We start from the raw sequence: 17,696 nt of genomic DNA, 5'->3' as shown, positions 1-17,696 counted from the left end.
GAGGGTGTGAGGTCCACTTTCGAGTCCGACCAACGATAGAAGGTGTTGGTCTTCAAAAGACTCCTTAGAAAGGAGGTGATCCAGCCGCACCTTCCGGTACGGCTACCTTGTTACGACTTCGTCCCAATCGCCAGCCCCACCTTCACTCATTCCCTCCCCGAAGGGTTAGGCCACAAGTTTCGGGTGTTGCCGACTTTCATGACGTGACGGGCGGTGTGTACAAGGCCCGGGAACGTATTCACCGCGGCGTTGCTGATCCGCGATTACTAGCGACTCCACCTTCATGGGGTCGAGTTGCAGACCCCAATCCGAACTGAGACCGGCTTTAAGGGATTCGCTCCACCTTACGGTATCGCACGCCCATTGTACCGGCCATTGTAGCATGTTTGCAGCCCAAGACATAAGGGGCATGATGACTTGACGTCGTCCCCACCTTCCTCCGAGTTGACCCCGGCAGTCTCCCATGAGTCCCCACCATTACGTGCTGGCAACATGGAACAAGGGTTGCGCTCGTTGCGGGACTTAACCCAACATCTCACGACACGAGCTGACGACAGCCATGCACCACCTGTCACCCACCAACTAAATGACCCTGTATCTCTACAGGTCCACGGGTGATGTCAAACCTTGGTAAGGTTCTTCGCGTTGCGTCGAATTAAGCAACATGCTCCGCCGCTTGTGCGGGCCCCCGTCAATTCCTTTGAGTTTTAGCCTTGCGGCCGTACTCCCCAGGCGGGGCGCTTAATGCGTTAGCTACGGCGCGGAAACCGTGGAAAGTCCCCACACCTAGCGCCCAACGTTTACGGCATGGACTACCAGGGTATCTAATCCTGTTCGCTCCCCATGCTTTCGCTCCTCAGCGTCAGGTAAGGCCCAGAGACCCGCCTTCGCCACCGGTGTTCCTCCTGATATCTGCGCATTTCACCGCTACACCAGGAATTCCAGTCTCCCCTACCTACCTCTAGCATGCCCGTATCCACTGCAGAACCGGAGTTAAGCCCCGGTCTTTCACAGCAGACGCGACATGCCGCCTACGAGCTCTTTACGCCCAATAATTCCGGACAACGCTCGGACCCTACGTATTACCGCGGCTGCTGGCACGTAGTTAGCCGGTCCTTATTCCCCACCTACCGTCAACCCCACGAGAACGTGGAGCCTGCGTTGGTGGTAAAAGAGGTTTACAACCCGAAGGCCGTCATCCCCCACGCGGCGTCGCTGCATCAGGCTTTCGCCCATTGTGCAATATTCCCCACTGCTGCCTCCCGCAGGAGTCTGGGCCGTGTCTCAGTCCCAGTGTGGCCGGTCGCCCTCTCAGGCCGGCTACCCGTAATCGCCTTGGTAGGCCGTTACCCCACCAACAAGCTGATAGGCCGCGAGCCCATCCCTGACCGATAAAACTTTCCACCCTCCACCATGAGGTGGCGGGTCGTATCCGGTATTAGACGGCGTTTCCACCGCTTATCCCAGAGTCAGGGGCAGGTTGCTCACGTGTTACTCACCCGTTCGCCGCTCGTGTACCCCGAAGGGCCTTACCGCTCGACTTGCATGTGTTAAGCACGCCGCCAGCGTTCGTCCTGAGCCAGGATCAAACTCTCCATAAAGGTCAAACAATCCGTCCCGGCGACCAGGGGTCAGCCTGGGGCGGATAAACCTAGAAGAAATCCTGACCAACCAACTCGCGTTGGTTAATCAAAGGAACCCTACGCACCGAAGTGCGTCGGGGCCAAAACAAACATGGCTTAAAGAAAATCAAACACGCGCTGTTGAGTTCTCAAGAAACAATCACTCTTCCCGTACAAGCGCCAGAGTCTGAACTCTGTCTGCTCTTCCGGAGAAGGCTTCTGCTTTTCCGCCGCTTTCGCGGCGTTTCCGCTTTGTTGTGTCTTTACTTTATCAGGTGTTCCGCGCCCCGCCAAATCGGCGTTTTCGCTTTCCAGCTGATCCGGGGAAAGAATTCCCGGTGCTTTTCCTGGCCCGTGTTTCCGTGGGCCTTTCGAAGCAACTCCCTGAGCTTACCTGCTCCGAGCGACTGCTCGAACCATGATGCTTTGGAGAGGGTGTCGATGGTCGCGGCCCGGTTCCGAGTCGAGGCCTGGGCCCCGCTCGCCGTCCCGCAGCGACTCGGTGAGTCTAGGTAACTGGTCGGGAGACGTCAAATCGGCCCGGTCCGGGGGGCAGACCCGTGTGGTCCGGGCGTTTCGCGCGGTCGTGGAAGCCCCTGGTCTCGGGGTCTTCCTGCCTGCGCGGGACGGCGTCCATGTCCGTACAAGGGTGATCGTGCCCGGGACGTCTGGGTTCAAACACGGGTCGCGGAACTTCCTGGAGGTGCGTCCCCGACGCGACCGGGGCGGGTACGGGAGGTCCCGTACCCGCCCCGGTCGCCGCCTCCGCTAGACCATCTCCGCGAGTTCCTTCGCGAGCTGCCGGAAGGCGATCCCCCGGTGGCTGATCGCGTTCTTCTCCTGGGGGGTCAGCTCCGCCGCCGTGCGGCTCTCCCCCTCGGGGACGAAGACCGGGTCGTAGCCGAACCCGTTCGTGCCCCGGCGCTCACCGACCAGGCGACCGCGCAGGATGCCTTCGGCGACCGCCTCGGTCCCGTCGGGCATCACGAGGACCGCGGCGCACACGAACTCCGCGCCCCTGCGGTCCGGCGGCGTGTCCGCGAGCTGGTCCAGCACCAGGTCGAGGTTGGCCCGGTCCTGGTCCCCCTCACCGAAGCGCCCCGCCCAGCGGGCGGAGAGCACCCCGGGCATCCCCCGGAGTTCGTCCACGCTCAGGCCGGAGTCGTCCGCGACGGCGGGCAGACCCGTGTGTTCGGCGATGGCCCGGGCCTTGAGCAGCGCGTTGCCGATGAAGGAGGGCTCGGTCTCGGGTACCTCGGGCGCGTCCGGGAACGCGTCCAGGGCGAGGACATCGGCCGTCACCCCGGCCTCGGCCAGGATCGCCCGCATCTCCGGCACCTTCTTCGCGTTGCGCGTCGCGAGGACGATCCTCACCGCGTCCGCGCCGCTCATTCCGACAGGGCCTTCTTCTGGAGGGCGGCCAGCTCCTCGCACCCGCCGGTGGCGAGGTCGAGCAGCTTGTCCAGCAGTTCGCGGTCGAAGGCGGCGCCCTGCCCCTCCGCAGTGCCCTGCACCTCCACGAACTTGCCGTCCCCGGTGAGCACGACGTTCATGTCGGTGTCGGCGACCGAGTCCTCCAGGTAGTTCAGGTCGAGCCGGGGCTGGCCCTGCACCACGCCGACGCTGACCGCCGCGACCGATCCGGTGAGCGGGTTGTTCTTGAGCTTGCGCCGCTTGCGCAGGTGCTTCATCGCGTCGGCCAGGGCCACGTACGCGCCGGTGACCGCCGCGGTGCGGGTGCCGCCGTCGGCCTGGAGCACGTCGCAGTCAAGGGTGATGGTGTGTTCGCCCATCGCCTTGAAGTCGACGACGGCGCGCAGGGAGCGGCCGATGAGGCGGGAGATCTCGTGGGTGCGGCCGCCGATCTTGCCGCGCACGGACTCGCGGGCGCCCCGGGTGTCCGTGGAGCGCGGGAGCATCGCGTACTCGGCGGTGACCCAGCCCTCGCCGGTACCCCGACGCCAGCGGGGCACACCGTCCTCGACGGTGGCCGCGCAGAGCACGCGGGTGTCCCCGAACTCGATGAGGGCGGAGCCCTCCGCGTGGCGGAGCCAGTTGCGGTGGATGTTCACAGGGCGGAGTTGGGTCGGAACGCGTCCGTCAGGTCGAGCCATGGACACGAGCGTATATCGGCGGGGTGTTCCCCGGTGCTGGAGTCCGGACCTACCGCACGTGGTGGGACCGGCACCACACGCGGCCCGCTGCCACGCACCGGTGAGGCCCCCGCGTCCCCCGGGCACCGTCCGTCCCGTGGTGGCACGGCCGCGATGGGTCACCCAGCGTGTCCGTGACCCGGCGTGTTTCGGACGGGGACGACCCTCAGATCTCCCGGACCTCGCCGCCCCGGGCCAACTCGATGGGGCCGTCGTAGGTGCTGCGGGCCTCGGCCATGGTGACCCCGTCGTCGTTCCACGGCACCAGGTGGGTCAGGAGCAGTTTGCGCGCCTTGGCCCTGGTGGCGTGGTCGCCCGCCTCGCTTCCCGTGAGGTGCATGTCCTTGGGGTGCTCGACGTGGTCGTGGAAGGCGGCCTCGCACAGGAACACGTCGGTGTCGCGGGCCAGGTCGACGAGGGAGTCGCAGGAGCCGGTGTCGCCGGAGTAGGCGAGACTCGACCCGCCGTGCTCCAGGCGGATGCCGAAGGCGTCGACGGGGTGGTTGACGCGGTCCACGCGCGCGGTCATGGGACCGATCCGGAACTCACCCGGGACGAGCTCGTGGAAGTCGAAGACCTCGGTCATGCCGGGGTCGGGGTCCAGACCGTAGATCTCCGCGAGCCGGTCCGCCACTCCCGGGGGGCCGTAGACGGGGATGGGCGACTTGGCTCCGCCGGGCGGGTACATCCGGGCGACCCAGTAGGCGCACATGTCCGCGCAGTGGTCGGTGTGCAGGTGGCTGAGGTAGACGGCGTCGACGGAGTACAGGTCGGCGTGGCGCTGGAGGGCGCCGAGGGCGCCGTTGCCGAGATCCAGCAGGAGCCGGAAGCCGTCCGCCTCCACCAGGTAACAGGAGGCCGGACTGTCCGGCCCGGGGAAGCTCCCGGAGGACCCGATAATCGTGAGTCGCACGTCGTCGTCGCCTTTTCGATCGGCCGCACTGCTTCCGTGGCCCCTTGGTGACGTGTGCGGGGTGAGCGGTGGGCGGCTGGTTCTGCGGATGTCCCGTTGTTACGGGTGTACCCCAATGGCCGCCCGGGTGGTACAAAATGTGTCCCGCATCTCAGGCGACGTGCATCACGTGTGAATTTTTCACACCGATTGACCAGATATGACCGTTTCACCGCTCCGGAGTTCGGGACAGGATCTGACCTGCGCCCGACCGCGCACGCGGAAGGCGGGACCGAGGGCGGGCGGACCGGAGGCCGGTCCCCCAGGGAACCGGCCTCCGCCAGACGACGCGGCCCCGCGCCCCGGGAACACGTCCCGGGGACGGGCTCACGCCCAGAGCTGACCGTCCAGGCGCTCCTCCGCCTCCTCCAAGGTGCCGTCGTAGGCTCCGGTGGAGAGGTACTTCCACCCGGCGTCGGCGATCACGAACGCGATGTCCGCGCGCTCCCCCGCCTGCTCCGCCTTGCGCGCCATACCGAGAGCGGCGTGGAGCGCGCCGCCGGTGGAGATACCGGCGAAGATGCCCTCCTTGTTGAGCAGCTCGCGGGTCCGGCGCAGCGCGGCGTCCGAGGGGACGGAGAACCGCGTGGTGAGCACGGACTCGTCGTAGAGCTCCGGGACGAAACCCTCGTCGAGGTTGCGCAACCCGTAGACCAGCTCGCCGTACCTCGGCTCGGCCGCCACGATCCGCACATCGGGCCTGTGCTCACGCAGGTACCGGCCCACCCCCATGAGGGTCCCGGTCGTGCCGAGCCCCGCCACGAAATGGGTGATCCCGGGGAGGTCCGCCAGCAGCTCGGGCCCGGTGGTCTCGTAGTGGGCCCGGGCGTTGGCGTGGTTGCCGTACTGGTACAGCATCACCCAGTCGGGGTGGGCCGCGGCCATCTCCTTGGCGACGCGCACCGCCTCGTTGGAGCCGCCCGCCGCGTCCGAGTAGTGAACCTCGGCCCCCCACATCGCGAGCAGCTTCTTGCGTTCCTCGGAGGTGTTCTCCGGCATGACGCAGACCATGCGGTAGCCGCGCAGCTTGGCGACCATGGCCAGCGAGATACCGGTGTTCCCCGACGTCGGCTCAAGGATGGTGCACCCCGGGGAGAGCAGCCCGTCCTTCTCGGCCTGCTCGATCATGAAGAACGCGGCGCGGTCCTTGATCGAGCCGGTGGGGTTGCGGTCCTCCAGCTTCGCCCACAGCCGGACCTCCGGCGAGGGCGAGAGCCGAGGCAGGCCGACCAGCGGCGTGCCTCCGAGGGAGTCGAGCAGGGAGTCGTAGCGCATGGCTTCCTCAGCGAGAGCCGCCCGCGACGGCGGGCAGAACGGTCACGTTGTCGCCGTCCGAAAGCTCGGCTTCGAGGCCGCCGACGAAACGGACGTCCTCGTCGTTCAGGTAGACGTTGATGAACCGGCGCAGCTTGCCGCCGTCGACCAGGCGCTCCGCGATGCCGGGGTACTGCTGGTCCAGGTCGGCGACCAGGGCGCTGAGGGTGTCGCCGGACCCCTGGACGACCTTCGCGTCGTTGGTCAGGTTGCGCAGGATGGTGGGGATGCGGACCTCGATGGCCATGAAGGTGACTCCGTAAACGGTCGTTGGTTGTGCGTTCAGGTCCAACAGGCGGTCCGGCGTCGGCATTCCGCGGACCGCCGTGCCCGGGCTCCCCGGGCGACGGCCACGGAGACGTCGTCCGTGACCGTGACGCGGGGGTTCCTACCGGTCGGTGCCGGCGCCGACGATCTCGACGGGTTCCTCGGTGACCTCGCCGTCAATGATGCGGAAGGACCGGAACTCGGCGGTGTCGGGCTCCCGGGTGGACACCAGGACGTAGTGCGCCTGCGGCCACTGGGCGTACGTGATGTCGGTACGCGACGGGTAGGCCTCGGTCGCGGTGTGGGAGTGGTAGATCACGACGAACTCCTCGTCGCGGTCCCACAGTTCGTCGTAGACCTTCTTGTACTCGGTCGAGTCGAACTCGTAGAACGTGGGCGAGCGCGCCGCGTTCAGCATCTCGATGACCCGCTCCGGACGGTCGGAGCCCTCGGGGCCCGCGACGACGCCACACGCCTCGTCGGGGTGGTCGCGGCGCGCGTGGGCGACGATCTGGTCGTGGATGGAGCGGTCGATCCTCAGCATGGCTCCAGGGTACCCATAACCGCTTCTCTACCAACCAAGTGGGTATTCATGCGTTCAACGTCACTCCGGACACCGCCCCGACGCAGGTGGGGCGCCCGTACCGGGACGGATCGGAACACGTAGGCTCGCCCCTATGAGCGAGGACAGCAGCAGCGCGCTGCTCACCGACCACTACGAACTGACGATGCTCCAGGGAGCCCTGCACAGCGGGGCCGCCGCACGCCGGTCGGTGTTCGAGATGTTCGCCCGGCGCCTGCCGGAGGGACGCCGCTACGGGATCGTCGCGGGGACCGGTCGTTTCCTGGACCTGCTGGAACGCTTCCGCTTCGGCGGCGCCGAACTGGACTTCCTCTCCGATCACGGTGTGGTGGACGAGACGACCCTGAACTGGCTCTCGGAGTACCGCTTCTCCGGGAACGTGTGGGGCTACGGCGAGGGAGAGGCCTACTTCCCGGGGTCGCCGATCCTGGTCGTGGAGGGCACCTTCGCCGAGTCCGTGATCCTGGAGACGCTCGCGCTGTCGGTGTACAACCACGACAGCGCGATCGCCTCCGCCGCGACCCGGATGACCGTGGCCGCCGGTGACCGGCCCCTCATCGAGATGGGCTCCCGGCGCACCCACGAGCGTTCCGCGGTCGCCGCGGCCCGCGCCGCCTACGTGGCGGGGTTCGCCACCTCCTCCAACCTGGAGGCGGGCCGCACCTACGGGGTGCCCACCGGCGGGACCGCCGCGCACGCGTTCACCCTGCTGCACGACAGCGAGCGGCAGGCCTTCCAGGCCCAGCTGGAGTCCATGGGACGGGGGACGACGCTCCTAGTCGACACCTTCGAGGTGGAGCGAGCCGTGCGCCACGCGGTGGAGCTCGCCGGTCCCGAGCTGGGGGCCGTCCGGATCGACTCCGGCGACCTGGGAGCGACCGCGGCGCGGGTGCGCGCGCAGCTGGACTCCCTCGGTGCCACCGAGACCCGCATCGTGGTCACCGGGGACCTGGACGAACACTCGATCCAGGCGCTGGCGGTGGCCCCGGTGGACGGGTACGGAGTGGGTACGTCCCTGGTGACGGGGTCGGGCGCGCCGACCGTGTCACTGGTGTACAAGCTGGTGGCGCGGGCGCGGGGCCTCGAACCGGACGCTCCGTTGGAGCCGGTCGCCAAGCGCTCGGTCGGCAAGCCGAGCCGAGGCGGCCGCAAGTGGGCGGTACGGCGGTTGGACGACAAGGGAATCGCGGTGGCCGAGGAGGTCTATCCGCACGAGCCGGTCGACCGGGTCGGCGTGCGGCCGCTGCTGCGGCCGCTGGTCACCGACGGCGAGGTGGTGGGGCACGAGAGCGTGCACGAGGCACGGGCCCGCAACCGCGCGACCGTGGCCGAGCTGCCCGAGCAGGCCCTGAGGATGTCCCGGGGGGACGTGGCACTGGCCACGGTCTTCCACTGACAGCGACCGGTTCGACCGGTGCGGGTGCGCGGCTCCCGTCCCGCGGAGGACCACCGAGCACCGTCCCGACGACAAGGAAGCGAGGTGCCGACGACATGACCAGGGCACTCATCGTGGTGGACCTGCAGAACGACTTCTGCGAGGGCGGCAGTCTGGGCGTGGACGGAGGGGCCCGTACGGCGGCCGCCGTCACCGAGCACGCTCGGGCGGGCGGCTACGACCACGTGGTGGCCACGCGTGACCACCACATCGACCCGGGAGCGCACTTCTCGGACACTCCCGACTTCGTGGACAGCTGGCCCCGGCACTGTGTGGCGGGGACGCCCGGCGCGGAGTTCCACCCCGGCTTCGACGCCTCCGTGGCGGAGGAGGTCTTCAGCAAGGGCCAGTACACCGCCGCCTACAGCGGTTTCGAGGGCACGGCCGGGGACGGGGAGACGACCCTGGCCTCCTGGCTGCGCGAGCGGAACGTGGACGAGGTGGACGTGGTGGGCATCGCCACCGACCACTGCGTGCGCGCGACCGCCCTCGACGCGGTCGGCGAGGGTTTCCGTACCCGGGTGCTGCTCGGTCTGACCGCCGGGGTGTCCGAGCCGACCGTCGACACGGCGGTGGAGCGGCTGCGCGAGGCCGGTGTGGCGTTGGAGGGCCGACCGGTCAGCGGCTGAGCCCGGTGTCCGCCCATGGCGGGCCGGAGCACGACGGCGGGGGCGGTGGTGACCTGGTCACCGCCGCCCCCGTGCGTACGCGTCCGTGCCGGGCGGTCGCCCGGCGCGGGCACCCCTAGTCGATGCCGATCGCCGCGCGGACGTCGGCCAGGACCCTGCGAGCGCGCGAACGGGCGCGTTCGAGACCGGAGTCCAGGATCTCGTCGAGTTCGGTCTCCGAGGCCATGAGTTCCTCGTAGCGCTCGCGTTTGGGGCCGAGCTCGGTGTTGACCGCCTCGAAGAGCTCCTTCTTCAGGTCGCCCCAGCCCATGCCGCCCGCCTCCAGGCGCTGGCGCACGTCGGCCACCTTCTCGGCGTCGGCGAAGTGGGTGAGGAGCTGGAAGGGGATCGAGGAGTCCGGGTCCTTGGGGTCCTCGACCGGTGTGGAGTCCGTGGGGATGCGGTTGATCGCCTTGCGGAGCTTCTTCTCCGGCAGGAAGAGGGGGATGTGGTTGTCGTAGGACTTGCTCATCTTGCGGCCGTCGGTCCCCGGGAGGATGCTGGCCTCGCTGTCGTCGATGACGCCCTTGGGGAGAGGGAAGCTGTAGCGGTCCCCGTACCGGTGGTTGAAGTACCCGGCGATGTCGGCGGTGTACTCGATGTGCTGCGACTGGTCGCGGCCGACCGGCACCCGGTCGGCCGCCATGACGAGGATGTCGGCGGCCATCAGCACGGGGTAGTTGTACAGCCCCATGTTGACCCCGGCGTCGAGCTCGGTGAGGCCCGCCTCGCTGTTGCGGTCGCGCGCGGCCTTGTAGGCGTGCGCGCGGTTCATGAGCCCCTTGGGGGTGAGGGTGCTCAGGATCGTGGTGAGCTCGAAGGTCTCGGGGATGCTGGACTGCCGGTAGAAGACCGTGCGCTCGGGGTCCAGACCGCAGGCCAGCCAGGTGGCAGCGCCCGACCGGATGCTCTGGCGGAGCTCGTCCGCGTCCTTGATGATGTTGAGCGCGTGGTAGTCCGCGATGAAGTAGTAGGTGTCGTAGACCTCGGTCGCGGCGAGGGCGGGTTTGATCGCCCCGATGTAGTTGCCCAGGTGGAAGTCACCGGTGGGCTTGATCCCGGTCAGATAGGTGTTCGCTGCCATGCCCCCAGCCTATCGACGCACGGCACCCGGCGACCGTCCGCCGGAAGGACGGGGACGGCGCCCCGCGGGGCGGGGCGCCGTGTACACGGGAGCGGGTCAGACCCGGGCGGAGCCGCCCCGGAAGGCGTTCCAGTGCTCCACCATGCGCCGCGCCTGCCCCTGAGTGAAGTGGGTCATGCAGGCGTCGTCGCTGTAGTTCATGAAGTTGGTGACGGGGTCGCGTCCGGGACGCTCGGGGCAGGTGTCCCGGCCCTTGGGGCAGCCCGCGGCGGCCTCGCGCTCGTACGGGGTGTCGTCCACGTAGTCCCCCGGTGGCTGGCAGCCGTTCTGGAAGGTGTGGAACAGGCCCAGCCAGTGCCCGACCTCGTGGGTGCCGGTGTGGCCCTCGTTGAAGCGTTCGCGCCCACCGCCGGGGAGGGCGTCGTAGGCGATGACGACACCGTCCCGGTCCGGGTCGTCCTGGTAGTCCTGGGGGAAGGTCGAGTAGCCGAGCAGACCGGAGTCGAGTTCGGTGGTGTAGACGTTCAGGGTCTCGGGTCCGCCCTGGCGCAGCTGCGACCGGATGGCGTCGCCGTGGCGGTTGAAGTCGTCGAACCAGGCGTCGTCGGCGCTGCGGGTGACGTCGGAGAGTTCGAACCGGAAGCCGGTGTCGGTCCCCTCGGAGCCGAGCGCGTAGTCGCCCTGGTAGGCCCGGTTGAGGACGTCGACCTGGTCACGGATCTGCTGGTCGGACACCGCCCCCCGGCCGTCCGTGGCGGAGATCACGTGCACGGCCACCGGCACGGTGTACGGCGGGGCGAGTTCGCGGCCGCGTTGGGAGACCAGGGCGTCTCGGAGGCGTTCCTCGTACTCCGCGGCCTGTTCCGGGGTGATCTCCACCCCGGCGTCGGCCTGCGCCCCCGGGTCGGAGACCCGGGTCCCCGCGGCTCGGGCCGCGCTGTCGACCCCGGGGTCCCACCCGGGCGGGCAGTACGGGTCGGCGGCGGAGGAGGTCACCCCGCTCCGCTGTGGTTCGGGTTGGTCGGGCTCCGGCAGCGAACTCGCCACCAGACCGGTCATCGCGAGTGCGCACAGGGCCAGGCCGGACCAGGTCGCGGCTGAGCCTCCGCGCGGGCTTCGTCCCATCACCTCACGGACTGTAGCGACCCGTTTTCACGGTGTTGTGTGGACTTGCCCGACCTTGCGAAGTGTTTGCCCTCGCCGACGACGCGAGGGCCGCCCCCGAACCGCTACTTCTGGCCCACCGCCCAGGCTCTCAGCTTGGCGATGCGCTCACGGATCTGGGGCGGGGTCGCCTGTGCGACCGGCGGCCCCCCGCAGGCGCGGCGCAGCTCGTTGTGGATCACCCCGTGCGGCTTCCCGGTCCGGTGGTGCCAGGCCCCCACCAGGTTGCTGAGGTCCTTGCGCAGTTCGGCGAGGACCTCGTGGGTGACCCCCTCCTCCGGTTCGGCCCTCTCCTTGGCCTTGCGCTGGCTGGCGTGGATGTCGGCCTTGCGCTTGCGCAGCAGTTGGGAGACCTGGTCGGGGTCGAGCAGCCCGGGCAGCCCGAGGAAGTCCTCCTCCTCGCTGGACCCCGCCACGCCGCCGCCGTACTCCAGACCGTCGTACAGCGCCCGGTCGAACTCGGCGGCGGACTCCATCGTCTCGAAGGGGAGTTCCTCCCCCGCGTCGGGTGTGTCCTTCTTCCGGTTGGCCTCCTTGAGGAGGTCCTCCTCCGGGTACTCGTCGTCCGAGGGCTGCTTGTCCAGGACGTGGTCGCGCTCGCGCTCCATCTCCCCCGCGTACTCCAGCAGGGTCGGCACCGAGGGCAGGAACACCGACGCGACCTCGCCGCGCTTGCGGACCCGCACGAAGCGGCCGATGGCCTGCGCGAAGAACAGCGGGGTGCTGGTGGAGGTCGCGTACACGCCCACCATCAGCCGCGGCACGTCCACCCCCTCCGAGACCATCCGCACCGCGACCATCCACCGGTCGTCTCCCTTGGCGAACCGGGTGATCTTCTTGGAGGCGGTCGGGTCGTCGGAGAGCACCACGGTGGCGCCCTTGCCGGTGATCTGGCGCAGGATGCGCGAGTAGGCGCGGGCGTTCTCGTGGTCGCTCGCGATGACCAGTCCGCCCGCGTCAGGGTGGGTCTTGCGCACCTCGGTCAGGCGGCGGTCCGCCGCCTGGAGGACCTTCTTGATCCAGTCGCCCTTGGGGTCGAGAGCGGCCCGCCACGCCTGCGACAGCGCGTCCTTGGTGAGGGGTTCGCCGAGCCGCGCGGCGAGCTCGTCGCCCGCCCGCGTCCGCCAGCGCATCTCGCCGGAGTAGGCCATGAAGATGACCGGGCGGACCACCCCGTCCTCCAGGGCGGGGGCGTAACCGTAGCTGTAGTCCCACGAACAGCGGCGCACGCCCGCCCCGTCCTGGACGTAGTCCACGAACGGGATGGGGTTGATGTCCGAGCGGAAGGGGGTCCCGGTGAGCGAGAGCCGCCGTGTGGCCGGGTCGAAGGACTCCCGGACGGCGTCTCCCCACGACAGGGCGTCGCCCGCGTGGTGGACCTCGTCGAAGATGACCAGGGTCTTGCGCGCCTCGGTGCGGTTGCGGTGCAGCATCGGGTGCGCGGCCACCTGAGCGTAGGTGACGGCCACTCCGACGTACTGGCGGCCCAGCGCGCCCTGCCCGTTCCTGAAGTCGGGGTCGATGGCGATGCCGAACCGGGCGGCCGACTCGGCCCACTGCTTCTTGAGGTGCTCGGTGGGGCAGACGATGGTGACCGCTCGTACCACGTGCCGCTGGATGAGCTCGCTGGCCAGGGTGAGAGCGAAGGTGGTCTTGCCCGCACCGGGTGTGGCCACCGCGAGGAAGTCGCGTGGCTGCCTGCGGAAGTACTCCTCGAAGGCCTCTCGCTGCCAGGCGCGGAGGCCGCTCAGGCGGCTCTCCGTCGTGGTCTGCGTCACCGTCATTCGTTCCGTCCCCCGTTACTCACCTGCTTGAGGTTAGCGGCCGCCGGAGACCGTATCGGGAGCCCCGGCGGTGGCGCCGGGCACAGCGGGCACCCCGGGCGTGTCCGGCCCGGACCGGGACACCGCCCCGCGGACCGTGTCTCCCACGACGGAGCGGCACGGTGCTCGCCGCACCGCGCCGCTCCGTCCTTCGGTCCCCTACCGGCTCCCGAGCGGGCTACGAGCCCTCGTCGGCCTCGGCCGGTTCCTCCGGGGCGCCCTCGGCGCCGGACTCGGCGTCACCGGACGCCGGGGCCTCGGCGCCGATCCCGGTCGTGTCGACCGCGCCGTCGTTGAACGGCATGTGCGGTGAGAGCTCCGGGAACGCGTAGAACCACAGCAGGGCCGCGGCCCCCGCCAGCAGCCCCAGCGACAGGATGAACTTCGATACCCAGGGGCCGGGCAGGACACGCCAGATCAGACCGTACATTCGTGTGTCCCCTCTCCTAGGCGTCCGGTGCCATGTGGGCGATGCTGTCGGGCATGCCCTCGGACTTGGGTGTGGTCTCGGTCAGCTCGGCCCAGACGATGAGCCGGTGCGTGTTGTTGAGTTTGGGAGCGCACGTGGTGAGGGTGAGCAGCGCCCGGCCCGGCTCCTCCTCGGAGGCCTCCTCGAAGGGGTCCGGGTTGACCACCCAGAAGTCCTCGGGCAGAACGGTCTCCTCACGGAAGACCTCGTAGGTGTAGAAGTTCTCCCCGTCCTCCAGCACCATGACGTCGCCGTCGTCGAGCAGGTCCAGGTCCCAGAAGAGACCGGGGGTGCGGTGCGCGGCGACACCGTAGTTGCCGAGTTCGCCGGGCGAGCTGTCGTACTCCGTGTAGCGGCCGGGGCTGTAGCGGATGTCGTCGGGGGTGGTGCCGTTGACCACCACCCACTCCAGGTCCAGGCTCGGCACGTACAGACGGCTGTCGGCGCTGCCCGGGAGCGGCTCGGAGTCCGGTCCCCGTTCCTCCGCCGCGGCCCATGCGTCGTCCAGGCCGTCGGCCAGGCCCTGCTGCTCGCGGTCGGTCTCCCACTGGGAGCCGTACACCTCGTAGGCGGCGTAGAAGAGCATCAGCAGACCCGCCGTCAGGAGGATCTCGCCGAAGAGGCGGACGACGCCCCGGACCACGTCGCCGGGGGTGGTCCGGGGGCGCGCGCGGCGTCTGCGACCGCGTGCGCGCCGTTCGCGACCCCCGTCGGAGGGGTACGGCTCATCGTGGGACTGCCGTTCAGTTGTGGACACCAATACGACCTACTCCTGTGGACGCTTTCGTGTGCACCCGGGCGGCCGGAGGGGGACGACGAGCGGGACCCCCGTACGCGGATGCGGCAGAACTTCGACCTCGTGTCGGTACACAGCGCTGAGGAGCGACGAGCTGAACACGTCTGCGGGGGTTCCCCGCGCGGCGACCTGTCCTCCGGAGAGTACCGCCACACGATGGGCGTAGGCGGCCGCAAGCCCCAAATCGTGCAGGACCACGATAACCGCCCCACCGAGGGACGCGAGGTCACGCGCGACGGACAGCACGAGTTCCTGGTGGCGGATGTCCAGTGCCGCGGTCGGCTCGTCGAGGAGCAGCAGGCGGGTGTCCTGCGCGAGGACCCGGGCGAACATGACGCGGGCCCTCTCCCCACCCGAGAGCGTGGGGAAACGGCGGTGGGCCAGGTGCGCCACCCCCGTCCTCTCCATGGCGGCCCGGACGAGGCACTCGTCCTGGTCCGGGGTGCTCAGCCCGGCCCAGGGGGCGCGCCCCATCGCGACGAGTTCGGTGACGGAGAACGGGAAGCTGACGGCCGCCTCCTGCGGCAGGACGGCGCGGCGTAGGGCCAGTTCGGGCGGGCTCCACTCCGAAAGGGCACGACCGAGCAGGCGCACCGTCCCGGAGTCGCGGTCGCCCCGGGACTCCCCCGCGACGACGTCACCCGACAGCGCGGAGAGCAGGGTCGACTTGCCCGCTCCGTTCGGGCCGACCAGGGCCAGGAGCTCACCGGCACGGACGGTGAGGTCGATCCCGTCGAGCAGGGAGCGCCCGCCCCGGCGGACGGTGAGGCCCTCCGCGCGCACGACCACGGAGCCGGGTTCGGACGGTGCGGGTGAAGCCGGTGCGCGAGTGAGGGGGGCGACGGCCGCCGCCCAGCCCCGCGCGAGGACCGAACGCCGTGGGGCGTGCCCGGAGGGGGTGGCGGCACTGGTGCCGGGGGGACGCGTGGTGTCGGCGGTCACGACCACCCTCCCTGCTTGGCGCGGGTGCGGTAGAGGAGGAAGAAGAAGAACGGGCCGCCCAGGGCTGCGGTGACCACGCCGAGCGGGATCTCGGCGGGCGCGGCGACCGTGCGGGCCAGCAGGTCGGCCGCGAGCAGCAGCAGTCCGCCGCCGAGCGCGGAGGCGGGCAGCAGCACCCGGTGGCCGGGTCCGGTCATCATGCGGATGATGTGCGGGACCACGAGCCCCACGAAGGCGACGACACCGGCGAAGGCGACCGCCGCCGACGTGAGCAGCGCCATGGCGCCGATGAGCACCAGGCGCATCCGTTCGACGTCCACGCCCAGGTGGCGGGCGGGGCCCTCCCCGAGGGCGAGCAGGTCCAGGCGGCGGGCGTAGACCGGGATCACCGACAGTCCGAGGAGCAGGCAGGGCGTGATCGCCGCGACCTTGGACCAGGTGGCGGTGGAGACGCTGCCCAGCTGCCAGAACGTGATGGTCTGGATCTCGGAGTCCTGCGAGAAGTTGGTCATCAGACCGATCGCGGCACCGGCGATGGCGTTGACCGCGATACCGGTGAGCAGGAGGGTGACCACCTCGGTCCGGCCGTGTGAGCGCGCGAAGACGTACACGAACAGGGTCGTGGCCAGGCCGAACACGAAGGACGAGGCGATGACGGTCCAGTGGCCGAGCACGGTGGCGCCGGTGAAGATGACGACGATCGCGCCGACCGCCGCGCCGGCGGAGACACCGATCACCCCCGGTTCCGCGAGGGGGTTGCCGAAGACACCCTGCATGATGGCGCCCGCGCTGCCCAGGGCCGCGCCGACCATGACGGCGAGGGCGACGCGGGGCAGTCGCACGTCCCACAGGACGGTGTGGGCGATCTGGTCGGGTTCGGGACCGATGTCGAGACCGACCTCCTGGAGGAGTGACGCCGCCACCTGGACCGCTGGGATGGGGTAGGCGCCGATCCCGGCGGCCACGACGGCGACGGTCACGAGCGTGGCGGCGAGGACGCCGAGGAGGAGCCCGCCGCGCAGTCTGCGGGGGGCCAGGCCTCCGCCGTCCGACGGGCTCCCGGTCGCGGTGGCGGGTCGTCGGCCGAGCGCGGTCACGCGGTGCCCCCGTCGTCGGGGATCGCGGCCAGTTCCTCGGCCAGGGCCACGATGACCTGGGGGGTGCGCGGCCCGAAGTTGAGCAGGACGCCGTCCTCGAAGTCGATGACGGCCCGGTTCCGTCCGGCCGGGGTCTGGGCGACGCCGGGGATCTCGACCAGGCCCTCCACACCGCCCACCGACTCCAGGCCCTTGGTCATGACGAGCAGAACGTCCGGCTGGGCCTCGATGAGCGCTTCGGTCGTGATGGGTGTGAAGGGTGTGGTCAGACCCATCTCGACCCCGGCGTCCCGGGCCCCGATCTCGGAGAGCATGGCGTCCGCGCCCGATCCGGGCCCGCCGAGCAGGTAGACCCCGGCGGTCCCGCGCAGGTAGAGGAAGGCGACCAGGGGGTCGCCGCTGGCCTCCAGGGAGGTCTCGCGCACCCCGTCCATCTGCTCCCGAGTGCGTTCGACCAGTCGGGAACCGGCGGCGGGGACGCCGAGCGTCTCCGCGACCCGCTCGAAGCGGGGGTACATCTCGTCGAAGGACCAGGCCTCCTCGACGATGACGACGGGGACCCCGCTGCGCTGGACCTGTTCGATCACCTCGGGCGGTCCGGTCTGGGTGTCGGCCAGGACCACCGTGGGCCTCAGTGCGAGGACGGACTCGGCGGAGACGTCGTGGCCCTCGCTGACCACGGGCAGGTCGGCGGCCTCGTCGAAGGTGGCGGCGACGTCGCGGCCGACCACCCGGTCACCGAGGCCGAGGGTGAAGACGATCTCCGCGAGGCTCCCGGTGAGCGGGAGGACGCGGCTGGCGTCGGCGACCTCGACCTCCTCGTACTCCAGGGGGTCGGCGCTGGTGCGGTAGGGGTCGAGGACGACCGAGTCGACGGTGACGGGGAGTTCGGGGTCGGGGACGTCCGCCAGGATCTGGAGCCGGTTCTCCGCGAGTGCCGGGATGTCCTCGCCTGCCGACGCGTCCTCGGGGGCGGGGGACCCGGTACAGGAGGTCAGGGCGAGGGCGCAGGCCACGGCGAGCAGGACGGCGGCCGGTCCTGTTCCAGGGTGTCCGCGCAGGGGGAATCGGGGGACGGCGTGAGGCATGGCGGTCGCTTTCGATGTGATCCGTGTGCCGGGTGTCGCCGGGGAGCGGGGAAGCGACACGGCACTTTTCACGACAGGTCGTCATCTTCTTGACAACCATGACGGCGTGGTGTTCCACTGTTCCAGCGCGGGATCAAGTTAGGTAAGGCTCACTTTGCCAAGGTAAGCATAACCTTAACTCCATTCCCCAGGACCCGCGGGCGCCGGACACCGTCCGACCGCCCGCACGAACGCGAAGG

16 protein-coding genes and 1 rRNA gene are annotated in these 17,696 nt (G+C 69.5%); 2 read left to right on the top strand and 15 right to left on the bottom strand.

Features of this window, described 5'->3' with window-relative positions:
- Positions 1-68: 68 nt before the first annotated feature.
- The 7 genes from ABZ635_RS03750 to ABZ635_RS03720 all read right to left on the bottom strand — a co-directional run bounded on the left by ABZ635_RS03750 (position 69) and on the right by ABZ635_RS03720 (position 6,852).
- Positions 69-1,601: ribosomal RNA gene (locus ABZ635_RS03750) — 16S ribosomal RNA — on the bottom strand.
- Between the two features lie 789 nt (positions 1,602-2,390).
- The gene (gene rdgB / locus ABZ635_RS03745; protein WP_357758399.1) at positions 2,391-2,996 is read right to left on the bottom strand and encodes an RdgB/HAM1 family non-canonical purine NTP pyrophosphatase; all 606 of its coding nucleotides are present in this window, start codon (positions 2,994-2,996) and stop codon (positions 2,391-2,393) included.
- 14 nt (positions 2,997-3,010) lie between these two features.
- Positions 3,011-3,736, bottom strand: a complete 726-nt coding sequence (gene rph / locus ABZ635_RS03740; RefSeq protein ID WP_357758362.1) for a ribonuclease PH — start codon at positions 3,734-3,736, stop codon at positions 3,011-3,013.
- 205 nt (positions 3,737-3,941) lie between these two features.
- Complete coding sequence (locus ABZ635_RS03735; RefSeq protein ID WP_357758359.1) at positions 3,942-4,688, bottom strand: MBL fold metallo-hydrolase; 747 nt, start codon at positions 4,686-4,688, stop codon at positions 3,942-3,944.
- A gap of 366 nt (positions 4,689-5,054) precedes the next feature.
- Positions 5,055-6,002, bottom strand: coding sequence for a cysteine synthase (locus tag ABZ635_RS03730; RefSeq protein WP_357758356.1), 948 nt, complete (start codon positions 6,000-6,002; stop codon positions 5,055-5,057).
- A 7-nt stretch (positions 6,003-6,009) separates the two neighbouring features.
- A complete protein-coding gene (locus tag ABZ635_RS03725) occupies positions 6,010-6,288 on the bottom strand; it encodes a MoaD/ThiS family protein (protein ID WP_357758353.1) in 279 nt (92 codons plus the stop codon).
- A 141-nt stretch (positions 6,289-6,429) separates the two neighbouring features.
- Positions 6,430-6,852, bottom strand: a complete 423-nt coding sequence (locus tag ABZ635_RS03720; RefSeq protein WP_357758350.1) for a M67 family metallopeptidase — start codon at positions 6,850-6,852, stop codon at positions 6,430-6,432.
- Between the two features lie 133 nt (positions 6,853-6,985).
- Here ABZ635_RS03720 and ABZ635_RS03715 point away from each other — a divergent pair, with 133 nt between their 5' ends.
- Both ABZ635_RS03715 and ABZ635_RS03710 read left to right on the top strand, forming a co-directional pair.
- On the top strand, positions 6,986-8,287 hold the full coding sequence (locus tag ABZ635_RS03715; RefSeq protein WP_357758346.1) for a nicotinate phosphoribosyltransferase: 1,302 nt from the start codon (positions 6,986-6,988) through the stop codon (positions 8,285-8,287).
- A 95-nt stretch (positions 8,288-8,382) separates the two neighbouring features.
- A complete protein-coding gene (locus ABZ635_RS03710) occupies positions 8,383-8,955 on the top strand; it encodes a nicotinamidase (RefSeq protein WP_357758343.1) in 573 nt (190 codons plus the stop codon).
- Between the two features lie 115 nt (positions 8,956-9,070).
- Here the strand turns inward: ABZ635_RS03710 and ABZ635_RS03705 are convergent, their stop codons facing one another.
- The 8 genes from ABZ635_RS03705 to ABZ635_RS03670 form a co-directional block, all read right to left on the bottom strand.
- Complete coding sequence (locus ABZ635_RS03705; protein ID WP_357758340.1) at positions 9,071-10,078, bottom strand: tryptophan--tRNA ligase; 1,008 nt, start codon at positions 10,076-10,078, stop codon at positions 9,071-9,073.
- A gap of 96 nt (positions 10,079-10,174) precedes the next feature.
- Positions 10,175-11,203, bottom strand: coding sequence for a zinc metalloprotease (locus ABZ635_RS03700; protein ID WP_357758396.1), 1,029 nt, complete (start codon positions 11,201-11,203; stop codon positions 10,175-10,177).
- A gap of 104 nt (positions 11,204-11,307) precedes the next feature.
- Positions 11,308-13,026, bottom strand: a complete 1,719-nt coding sequence (locus tag ABZ635_RS03695; RefSeq protein WP_357758337.1) for a DEAD/DEAH box helicase — start codon at positions 13,024-13,026, stop codon at positions 11,308-11,310.
- A gap of 217 nt (positions 13,027-13,243) precedes the next feature.
- Positions 13,244-13,495 (bottom strand): hypothetical protein, encoded by a 252-nt coding sequence (locus ABZ635_RS03690; RefSeq protein WP_357758334.1) that lies wholly within the window; start codon positions 13,493-13,495, stop codon positions 13,244-13,246.
- Between the two features lie 16 nt (positions 13,496-13,511).
- Positions 13,512-14,294 carry a class E sortase gene (locus ABZ635_RS03685; RefSeq protein ID WP_357758332.1) on the bottom strand — a complete coding sequence of 261 codons (783 nt, stop codon included), beginning with the start codon at positions 14,292-14,294 and terminating at the stop codon, positions 13,512-13,514.
- A 6-nt stretch (positions 14,295-14,300) separates the two neighbouring features.
- Entirely contained in the window at positions 14,301-15,272 is a 972-nt protein-coding gene (locus ABZ635_RS03680) for a heme ABC transporter ATP-binding protein (RefSeq protein WP_357758329.1), read from the bottom strand.
- Positions 15,269-16,309: an iron ABC transporter permease gene (locus ABZ635_RS03675; protein ID WP_357758394.1), complete on the bottom strand. Its 1,041-nt coding sequence runs from the start codon at positions 16,307-16,309 to the stop codon at positions 15,269-15,271. The genes ABZ635_RS03680 and ABZ635_RS03675 overlap by 4 nt, the downstream gene beginning before the upstream one ends.
- Positions 16,310-16,365: 56 nt before the next feature.
- Positions 16,366-17,457 carry an ABC transporter substrate-binding protein gene (locus ABZ635_RS03670; RefSeq protein WP_357758326.1) on the bottom strand — a complete coding sequence of 364 codons (1,092 nt, stop codon included), beginning with the start codon at positions 17,455-17,457 and terminating at the stop codon, positions 16,366-16,368.
- Positions 17,458-17,696: the final 239 nt, after the last annotated feature.

It is taken from the genome of Nocardiopsis sp. NPDC007018 (assembly GCF_040635075.1).
In the GTDB taxonomy this organism is placed as follows: domain Bacteria; phylum Actinomycetota; class Actinomycetes; order Streptosporangiales; family Streptosporangiaceae; genus Nocardiopsis.
The sequence above is the reverse complement of the archived record's forward strand: the minus strand, read 5'-3'. Positions and strand labels throughout refer to the sequence as shown.

Bases quoted from the DNA above. Each gene is read 5' to 3' on its own strand.
- rph (WP_357758362.1), bottom strand. From the start codon at position 3,736: ATGGCTCGACCTGACGGACGCGTTCCGACCCAACTCCGCCCTGTGAAC.
- ABZ635_RS03730 (WP_357758356.1), bottom strand. From the start codon at position 6,002: ATGCGCTACGACTCCCTGCTCGACTCCCTCGGAGGCACGCCGCTGGTC.
- ABZ635_RS03725 (WP_357758353.1), bottom strand. From the start codon at position 6,288: ATGGCCATCGAGGTCCGCATCCCCACCATCCTGCGCAACCTGACCAAC.
- ABZ635_RS03720 (WP_357758350.1), bottom strand. From the start codon at position 6,852: ATGCTGAGGATCGACCGCTCCATCCACGACCAGATCGTCGCCCACGCG.
- ABZ635_RS03715 (WP_357758346.1), top strand. From the start codon at position 6,986: ATGAGCGAGGACAGCAGCAGCGCGCTGCTCACCGACCACTACGAACTG.
- ABZ635_RS03710 (WP_357758343.1), top strand. From the start codon at position 8,383: ATGACCAGGGCACTCATCGTGGTGGACCTGCAGAACGACTTCTGCGAG.
- ABZ635_RS03705 (WP_357758340.1), bottom strand. From the start codon at position 10,078: ATGGCAGCGAACACCTATCTGACCGGGATCAAGCCCACCGGTGACTTC.
- ABZ635_RS03700 (WP_357758396.1), bottom strand. From the start codon at position 11,203: ATGGGACGAAGCCCGCGCGGAGGCTCAGCCGCGACCTGGTCCGGCCTG.
- ABZ635_RS03695 (WP_357758337.1), bottom strand. From the start codon at position 13,026: ATGACGGTGACGCAGACCACGACGGAGAGCCGCCTGAGCGGCCTCCGC.
- ABZ635_RS03690 (WP_357758334.1), bottom strand. From the start codon at position 13,495: ATGTACGGTCTGATCTGGCGTGTCCTGCCCGGCCCCTGGGTATCGAAG.
- ABZ635_RS03670 (WP_357758326.1), bottom strand. From the start codon at position 17,457: ATGCCTCACGCCGTCCCCCGATTCCCCCTGCGCGGACACCCTGGAACA.